Origin of the sequence: Ensifer sp. SSB1 (assembly GCF_016652895.1) — a bacterium.
Lineage (GTDB): Bacteria > Pseudomonadota > Alphaproteobacteria > Rhizobiales > Rhizobiaceae > Ensifer.
Genome location: NZ_JAEPRP010000250.1, coordinates 1 through 7,796, shown reverse-complemented (window position 1 = coordinate 7,796; position 7,796 = coordinate 1). Strand labels below are relative to the sequence as shown.

The following is a 7,796-nucleotide window of genomic DNA, read 5'->3' as shown; positions in this document are numbered from 1 at the left end:
CTTATCTCGCGGCCTCAATCACAAAAGGAAAGGTGGGATGTTCGTCGCGCTCACGTTCGTGCTGTGCGGGTCGGTTGTCACTTGCGGAGGAGCTTTGTCGGTATTGGATTTTATGTTGACAATGATTGGGTCACGACAAGGAGACTTGGCCGCGCTGAATGTTGCCAGCTTATTCACCTACGACCGTGACAAACGTTCATCCGACATGCAGCGGATTGTGTCACTTGGCTCCGTTGATCGCCGTGAGCCAAGGGTATCTCGAGCGATACAAGTGATGGAGAGCCATATCGACCTCCCTATTTCTATCTCCGCTATCGCGTCTCGTCTCAAAATTTCAAGGCGAACGCTCGAGTACTTGTTCAAGAAGACGTTTGGGGTAACGCCGGCAGCGTTTTACACTTCCCTTCGACTTCAGGCTGCTCGCAGGTTAATCATAGACACAAAGTTATCGTTAGCTGACACCGCTGAAAGGACGGGATTTCCCTCGATCTCTTGCTTATCGCGGTCATACAAGAAGCATTTTGGGCATCCTCCGAGTACTGAACGCCGCTGAACTGCGCTCTTTTGGCGGGATGTTGGGCGCACAGTCGGTGCCGGTTTTACGAGCTGTGCGCAAACGACAGCTCCAAGGTGGCAACCAGTGTGTCCTGCAACGTCGAAGACGCGCTCAGTCTTCCTGGCAATCACGATGACAAGCGTCCGCGCCCCGGGCTGGCGCTAACGTTGAATCTCGGCGGCCCCACGATCAAGGCCCTCAACGTCCATCTGAAGTCGAGTTGCGTAGCCGCCAGCGCCTGCGACTGCGCAGGCGCTCTTTCCCCTATTGGGATTCTACGGCAGGAGCACCAATCTCTATTTTTGAGCGCACTGGGATGCGCTCTTTGCGATAAACCTCAAGTAGTGTCTCGGTCATGTAGCCGGAGGCTATGACAGCGCGTGAAATGTGACGCCTTACTTCTGAAGCTTCCGCCTCCGTCAGCGCTGCAGCGACTTGGTCGGAATACATGTGAGCATAGAACTCGCTCAGAGTATTGATGGTGCCTAAGGTCGCGAGCAGCCCTCCGTAGTGCCCAAGGAAATTTGCGTCGAATTTGGAAAGATCATCGGTATCCCACCTGGTTAGGCCCTCTGTCGGGATCGACCATCCTGCGAGCATACTGACGTAGATGGTCCCCTTTGCATGCGACGCTCCCAACATCTTCCCGTGAATAGAAGAAATCTGATCCGCTAAGATTATTGATGTCGCAAGTTTTCGACGGTCATCTTCCTGCGCTGCTCTGGCATCTTCATGGCGCAACTGGCGCTCCACGATATGCGATTGCCACAACGAGGTTAGGACCGCTGCGATGATTGCCGCCAAAAAGCTGTTCACGAAGGGGCTGCCAACGAACGCCTTCGCCATCGAAAGCATACGCCAAACAACGCCTGGGCGCTGCGATAAAGCGATCGGTGGCATTAGCCTTCTTTTCCGACGGGAGTTCGGCGAAAGGACTTCCGGTCTATGCCGTTCATTTTCCCGCCTGGCTGTCACTTATAAGTCTCAACGGAACCGTCTGAAAACACTGCCTTGGTCACGACGATAGTAGCCTTCGCCACGCCAGTTCCAACGGGGCCATAAAGGCGGTCGTACGGCTCGTCATTGATGAACTGGTTGTCTTCCCAGAAGTAAAACGTCTCGCTGCGCACGGTTTTTCCTGGTGGAATTTTGATGTCCAGCTTTGACCGCCCGTCGACTACCTTTTCACCAAAGGCGTCTGCAATGACCAAGATGTGTTCGATTGCGACCACTGTTTTCTCTGAATCGTTCTTGAACGTTGGGACAGCTTCGACACGTGGACTGTAGACTCGTCGCTCTAGGTCCTTTCCTTGCGTTCGAAGTGCGATGTTTGCCAGTGTTATCGGCGAGCTAGATGTCGGCCGTGGACCCGTTTGAGAGGCATTTGCGGCTGCTTCGACGCTGATGGCGTCGAAGCAAGTTAGGCGCTTCAATGAATCTGTTTCTCCTTTGCAAGCTCTGAAATCACTTGCTAGATCGGCTGCTGCTGGACCAGCCGCCAGCACCAACACAACCCCGAGAATAAGAATCTTCATTTCGCACCCTTCCAGAACGCCCTCTGGTGGCATACGTGCAAGATTGCCCGTTAGAGTCAAGCTGATGGCGACTTGACTTGGGCCAGCTTGATCGGCTCATCTTGCACCAATCTAGAGTGGAGGCCGCTGGTGTTTTCTAGTGGATATACGGCGTTTTTTGGCGCGGTTTTTGTGTCGACCGCGGCATTTGCACAACCAGAGACGTGCCAATCTGAATATTGGCCCGGCACACTACCAGAACACGAAGTTGATTCTGTTGATGTCTCGGAGCTTCAGCGATTCCTGGACACCTCCCCTGCAATCGAAGGGATTGAGTTTGAAACGTCTCTTCACGGAGATGGTGAAGTCTGGCTCGATATCGTTCGATTTCCGGGCGAGGTGACCGTCCTGGCGTCACTACGAACCGTTCTGATCGTTGGTCGCGTGGTGAAACCACAATACAAAAAACTCGTGCTCGCGGACAATGGCGAGGGCGTGTTTGAGGTTCCGTATGCTGATCTTCATAGGATCGGGTGTCAGTTCGTCTGGAGCGAAGGGAAGGGCCAAAATCCCATAGCGCTGATGCGTGACCTGGCGGACAAACTGGGGTCGTATCCAAATGGTGCGCGAGTGGCTCCGCCCTTCAATGGCTCGCTATTAGGAGACACAACCACCATGCTGACGACGATGAACCAGATTGTTTACCCGAAGTGGGTGCTGAAGACCGTCGAGATAAAGTAGCACTGAAGCGGCGAGGCGGAGCGCCAAAGCCTAAAGCACCTCATCGCGCTGAGCGGGGATGGGGCGAGCCTGGCAGGCGCGATCGATCTGCGGCTCGACCGCGGCGGTCAGGAAGACGGGCGCGCGATGTACCTTGCGACCCTGTATCTATTATGGCGTTGCTGAAGTCGCTGACAGGGGCGTTCGGCTAGCGTCAGCTCTCGATACTGACAAAAGCGGCGGCCCTGACCCAATCCGGCGCTCACTCACGGAACGGCTCATGAGCTTACCTCTTGAAGAACGCCGATGTCACGTGATCGGAGAGCCCTTCATAGCGTCGATCCAGGCCGGCGCAGGTGTCACAGCAATATTTGAACGGCCGCGGCGCCGCCTCCTTGCTGAAAGCCCAGTTTAGGATCCTCATGCCAAAGCTTTGTCGCAAATGAACTTTTTGGCCCTCGAAATATTCCATCAGTGCCGCTCGGAAGCACTTCTTGCTGCCGAGCAGAGCGGCCAGGTCATCGATCTGCGAGAAGCGTTGCCGAAGCATCGATCGTGCTGCCTGCTCCTCCAGTCCTGAGCCGTTGGCTGTCTTCTCCGCCATGAAGCGCAGCAATCCGACATCTCGACCGGCGCCACGAGCGCCTTCCGTGAAGGTCACCGCGACAGCTTGCCTGCCGTCTCGGCCCGCCCGGCCGAACTCCTGCAGGTAATCCTCAACCGATGCGGGTTGCTGCCAATGGATGACAAGGCGTACGTCCGGCACATCCAGTCCCATGCCGAAGGCGTTCGTGCAAATGATGTGGTTCACTACCGGACGGCTTTCGCCCTGGAAGCGCTTGAGCAGTTCCTGACGCTCCCACTCAGTACCCAACTTCGAGTGATAGAAGGGGACCTCGAGTCCGTTGTTCCGGAGATCGGTTTGCAGCTCCTGACCGATGCGGGCCGTGGGTACGAAAATCATGACTTTGCGTCCAGCGAACACGGGCAGCCGCAGGAGCGATGCGATTTCATGATGGCGTGCCGATCGATCGGCTGCCCAGCGGATCATTGCGATATTGGGCCGGTCCACGCCTCTGACGAAGACCTGCGCGTCCTCGATCCCCAGGGAGGAAAGAATCCGCTTCTGCATCTCCCGACCTGCGGTCGCGGTGAAGGCCAAAACCGGAGGAGAGCCGAGAGTGGAACGCACCTCCGCGAGGCGGCCGTACTCCGGACGGAAATCACGGCCCCACTGATCGACGCAGTGCGCCTCGTCAACGACAAGGAAGGCAGGTCGACTTTCAGCCAAGGCCTCACGCTCGTTCTTTCGACGAACGAAAAACCGTTCGGGAGCCACATACAGGAATTTCAGAGCATTCGCCTCGACAAGCGAATAGCGGATTGTCTTCTCCTCCATGCTGAGGGCGCTGTTGATAAAGGTCGCGGGAATCTTCCTGCGAAGGAGGCCTGACACCTGATCACTCATGAGCGTCTTGAGGGGACTGACGACGATGGTAACGCGTCGACGAAGAAGAGCGGGGATCTGAAAGCAGAGCGACTTTCCGGATCCCGTAGGACTGACGACCAGGATCGACTTTCCTGCGAGCGCTGCCAAGACTATCGGGAGCTGGCCTCCGCGGAAGTGGGAGACGCCGAATAGGCGAAGGACGGACCCAAGGTTCATTTCTGCATCAAGCGCGCGCGCATCACGGTCGAGCCAGCGGGCCAGTCGCAGCGCCCAGCGCTCGATCGCCCTCCGTGCAAGTCCACCCGCCAGATTGGGATGGTGAGCAGCGTGGCAGCCATCGCACAATGTCACCAGGTTCGAGAGCTCGTCCGAGCCGCCCATGGACCTGGGCAGAAGATGATGCACGTCGGCATCCCGCGACTTTACCGTCACAGAGCACGAGACGCACTTGTATCCATCCCTTGCAAGAACAAGTCGACGGGTATCTTCCCAATTTCCCACGTGACATTGCTCGTCATCGGTTGCCTTCGGCCACGACATTGACTGAAAGTCGCTGAGAAAGGGTAACCGAATCCGCTGTAGACGACGGCGGGTCCGTTAAGGACTGGCTGGAGAGATGGATGAGGGTAGTACTAGGCATCGACGCGGCCTGGACCGAACGCGAGCCGAGCGGCGTTGCCTTGATCACCGATGACGGTACAGGGTGGAGATTGCTCGAGGTCGCCGCTTCCTATTCGGAATTCCTTTGCGACCGAACTGAACTTTCCCGTATCCTTCGTCATAGAGGGTCCATGCCTGACGCTGGGGCTTTGATATCCGCGGGCGCCGCCAAGGCTGGCGCGGGCATTGATCTAGTAGCAGTCGACATGCCGCTCGCAACTGTTCCGATCACGGGACGTAGACTATCGGACAATCTGATTTCCTCAGAATACGGGGCGAGGCACGCGAGCACACATACCCCCAGCAGCGCGCGTCCAGGCAAGATCAGCGACGAACTCAGGGAGGGCTTCGGACGCATGGGATTCCCGCTGGCAACGACGGCGCTTGGGAACAGAAGCCTGATAGAGGTGTATCCGCATCCGGCATTGATAGAGCTGGCTGTTGCCGAACGGCGGTTACCGTACAAGATTTCCAAGATCAGGAAATATTGGCCGGATGAGAAACCCGACATGCGGCGACAGTACCTCTTCGAGGTCTGGAAAGGAATCGTCACCCTGCTGGATAGTCGGATTCGAGGTGTGGAGGCACTGCTTCCTCCGCCTTCGATTGCCGCCGTCGGACATGAAATGAAGGCGTACGAGGACAAGCTCGACGCCGTCGTATGTGCTTGGGTGGGTGCGTGCGCTCTCGACAACCGAGCACTGGCCTATGGTGACCAATCGTCGGCGATATGGGTGCCAATTGTGCCCCCGCTTTGAAGGCACCCCGAAATTGGAAGAAGGCTTTCCCGAGAAATCCTGTCCCGTGGAAGCGAACTTGTGTCGAGTTCCACGAAGTGCGCGCGGTCCACGTTTGCCAGGGTTGGGCTTCAGACCGTCTGCGCTCTACGGAGGACCGTGCCTTGCCGCGGCGCGTGTTGGCCCGGGGCAAACAGGGGATATCAAGAAACGTCCAGTGGAACGGGTAGCACTGCCTGGATTTGCTCTCTATCCCCATCTTTTCACTAGCGCGGCAATCGCCCTATCAGCACGACGTTGTCGGTGCGGTTGCCGCAATCGCAGCGGAACCGGCTGCGCAAGTTCATCAGGTATTGGTCACCCCAACGCTCGAGCACCGCGTCCTTGTTGAGCCAGCCTGTGCGACCACATGCGGAGCAACGTGCACCCAACACCTCCCACTCCTTAAGGCCCTTGATCGTGGTGTACATCGCAGGGTCATGTTCGATGTACGTGGTCGGCGGGAAGGGGGCTTTCAATCTCATTGTTCTGCTCTGCTCATGACCGGAACAAAATAGGAACATATTCCTGCCTTCGTCAAGGCCACGTCCCGAGGCTTGCCCGGAATGTCGCGTCTTTCTTAAGTTCGTACCTACAGGCAGCCAAGGTCTGCTATGAGATCCTGATTACCACGCCTCGATCGGAATCGCGGTTCTGGCACATTCTCGCGGATCGCGGGCCAGATGAAGAAAGGACATGCGATGAACCTTGAAGAAGTGGATGCTTCCGCGTGGTCGAGTCTCGAAGCAGCGACGGCCGACCCGCAGTCTGGGTTCAGGTTCATCAACCTGTGTTCTGTTGATGCGGCAGGCCGCCCGCAGGCGCGCATGGTCGTGCTCCGGCGCGTGGACACGGTGGCTCGTCTTATCGAAATTCATACTGATACACGTAGCCCTAAGTGGCTCGAACTATCTCGCAATCCCACCGTCACCATCCTCGGCTTCTCCGCATCGACCCGAGTTCAACTCCGCCTTGCCGGGGTCGTCCATCTTCATTCCGCTGGCAGCGAACTCGCCGAAAAGGCATGGAGTGGGCTTTCCGTGTGGCCGCGAAGCACCTACGCGGGCGGCCCACCGGGAGATGAGCCCCGAAACCTTGAGCTGGTTCCAGCGAGGGGAGAAGCCGATGGGAAGGCCTTTTTCGGTGTCGTAAGTTTCCGTGCAGAGTCCCTAGACTGGTTCGAGCTACGGCGCGCCGATAACCGTCGAGCTGTATTCAAATACAGCCATCTCGGCGCAGTGGTGGCCTCCCGATGGATCAATCCTTGAGGCGATTGTGGCCAGTGGTGCGGTTTTCGGCTCGCACAAGGGAAGGAGGCCTCAGTGGCATTGCTTCGAGCGCCGACTAGAGTTCCGGCTACTCCGTAGAGCAGGCATGCCAGGCCGAAGCGTGCAGTACTATCGCGCAGGCGTGTATCCAATCGATTGGAAGTGATCCTCAGCCACTTCCGGCAGCGCGATGGCTACGTCGTCGTCCAGCCAACCTGCTTCCCTACAGTCGCGCACCAGCACCTGGAAAGCCTGCCGGACGGCAGCTTGGCAGTCTTCAATCGTCCCCTCGTAAACGTCAGCGCTAGCCGGAGGCGGGACAACAGGCAAAACAGTCATCTCATTCCTTTCCATCCAGGACGATATGCAAGGTCCTGATCATGTCGGCGGCATCGAGCAGTGCAGCTCTTACGTGGTCGTCGGTGCGCCTTTCGATTGCCGCAGCGGTGGTTTGCAGGTCGGTCACAGCGTCCCCAGCCGTCCGGCTTGGTGGGATGCCGACTTCATCGCGCATCTCGCGGATTGTGATGACGGCGCGCTCGAGGAGGCTCCGCTTTTCGGTGGCCGTCAGATTGTCAACCTGATTGGCCGGACGAGCTCGGCGATGAAATAGGTCGTGAGTGACATCGTGCTTCTAGCGGTGGCCAACTCAGAATGCGTCACCTGTCTAGGTGAAATTCCTCCGATAGGTAAGGGTTTCCAGATGCCCCCAACATGTCCGCTTCGCTTACAGGATCGCGGCTGCGAGGGTCCGTGATGAATCTTGGGTGTCAGCAATCGCGAGTGTCACGTAAAGACTATCGCCTGCCAAACTAACAGCGGCTAAGCCTCGAGAGGCTGTGCAAATACTGG

Annotated in this window: 9 protein-coding genes; 4 read left to right on the top strand and 5 right to left on the bottom strand. The window is 57.3% G+C overall.

The features are described 5' to 3' along the window. Positions 1–37 precede the first annotated feature (37 nt). Entirely contained in the window at positions 38–553 is a 516-nt protein-coding gene (locus I8N66_RS37640) for a helix-turn-helix domain-containing protein (protein WP_365888345.1), read from the top strand. A gap of 267 nt (positions 554–820) precedes the next feature. On the opposite strand, the gene I8N66_RS34655 is transcribed toward I8N66_RS37640, so the two are convergent. Both I8N66_RS34655 and I8N66_RS34650 read right to left on the bottom strand, forming a co-directional pair. After that, the gene (locus I8N66_RS34655) at positions 821–1,456 is read right to left on the bottom strand and encodes a hypothetical protein (RefSeq protein WP_291164257.1); all 636 of its coding nucleotides are present in this window, start codon (positions 1,454–1,456) and stop codon (positions 821–823) included. 71 nt (positions 1,457–1,527) lie between these two features. After that, positions 1,528–2,091 (bottom strand): hypothetical protein, encoded by a 564-nt coding sequence (locus tag I8N66_RS34650; RefSeq protein ID WP_291164254.1) that lies wholly within the window; start codon positions 2,089–2,091, stop codon positions 1,528–1,530. Positions 2,092–2,220: 129 nt separating this feature from the next. On the opposite strand from I8N66_RS34650, the gene I8N66_RS34645 reads away from it, so the two are divergent. Then, on the top strand, positions 2,221–2,811 hold the full coding sequence (locus I8N66_RS34645; RefSeq protein ID WP_291164251.1) for a hypothetical protein: 591 nt from the start codon (positions 2,221–2,223) through the stop codon (positions 2,809–2,811). Positions 2,812–3,076: 265 nt separating this feature from the next. On the opposite strand, the gene I8N66_RS34640 is transcribed toward I8N66_RS34645, so the two are convergent. Next, positions 3,077–4,780 carry a RecQ family ATP-dependent DNA helicase gene (locus I8N66_RS34640; RefSeq protein WP_291164248.1) on the bottom strand — a complete coding sequence of 568 codons (1,704 nt, stop codon included), beginning with the start codon at positions 4,778–4,780 and terminating at the stop codon, positions 3,077–3,079. Between the two features lie 80 nt (positions 4,781–4,860). On the opposite strand from I8N66_RS34640, the gene I8N66_RS34635 reads away from it, so the two are divergent. Beyond that, positions 4,861–5,658 carry a DUF429 domain-containing protein gene (locus I8N66_RS34635; protein ID WP_291164245.1) on the top strand — a complete coding sequence of 266 codons (798 nt, stop codon included), beginning with the start codon at positions 4,861–4,863 and terminating at the stop codon, positions 5,656–5,658. A 245-nt stretch (positions 5,659–5,903) separates the two neighbouring features. Here I8N66_RS34635 and I8N66_RS34630 read toward each other — a convergent pair whose 3' ends face one another. Beyond that, positions 5,904–6,161 (bottom strand): hypothetical protein, encoded by a 258-nt coding sequence (locus tag I8N66_RS34630; RefSeq protein WP_291164242.1) that lies wholly within the window; start codon positions 6,159–6,161, stop codon positions 5,904–5,906. Positions 6,162–6,377: 216 nt separating this feature from the next. Between I8N66_RS34630 and I8N66_RS34625 the strand changes: the two genes are divergently transcribed. Beyond that, the gene (locus tag I8N66_RS34625) at positions 6,378–6,944 is read left to right on the top strand and encodes a pyridoxamine 5'-phosphate oxidase family protein (RefSeq protein WP_291164260.1); all 567 of its coding nucleotides are present in this window, start codon (positions 6,378–6,380) and stop codon (positions 6,942–6,944) included. Between the two features lie 340 nt (positions 6,945–7,284). On the opposite strand, the gene I8N66_RS34620 is transcribed toward I8N66_RS34625, so the two are convergent. Continuing rightward, positions 7,285–7,410 (bottom strand): hypothetical protein, encoded by a 126-nt coding sequence (locus I8N66_RS34620; RefSeq protein WP_291164238.1) that lies wholly within the window; start codon positions 7,408–7,410, stop codon positions 7,285–7,287. Between the last annotated feature and the right edge of the window lie 386 nt (positions 7,411–7,796).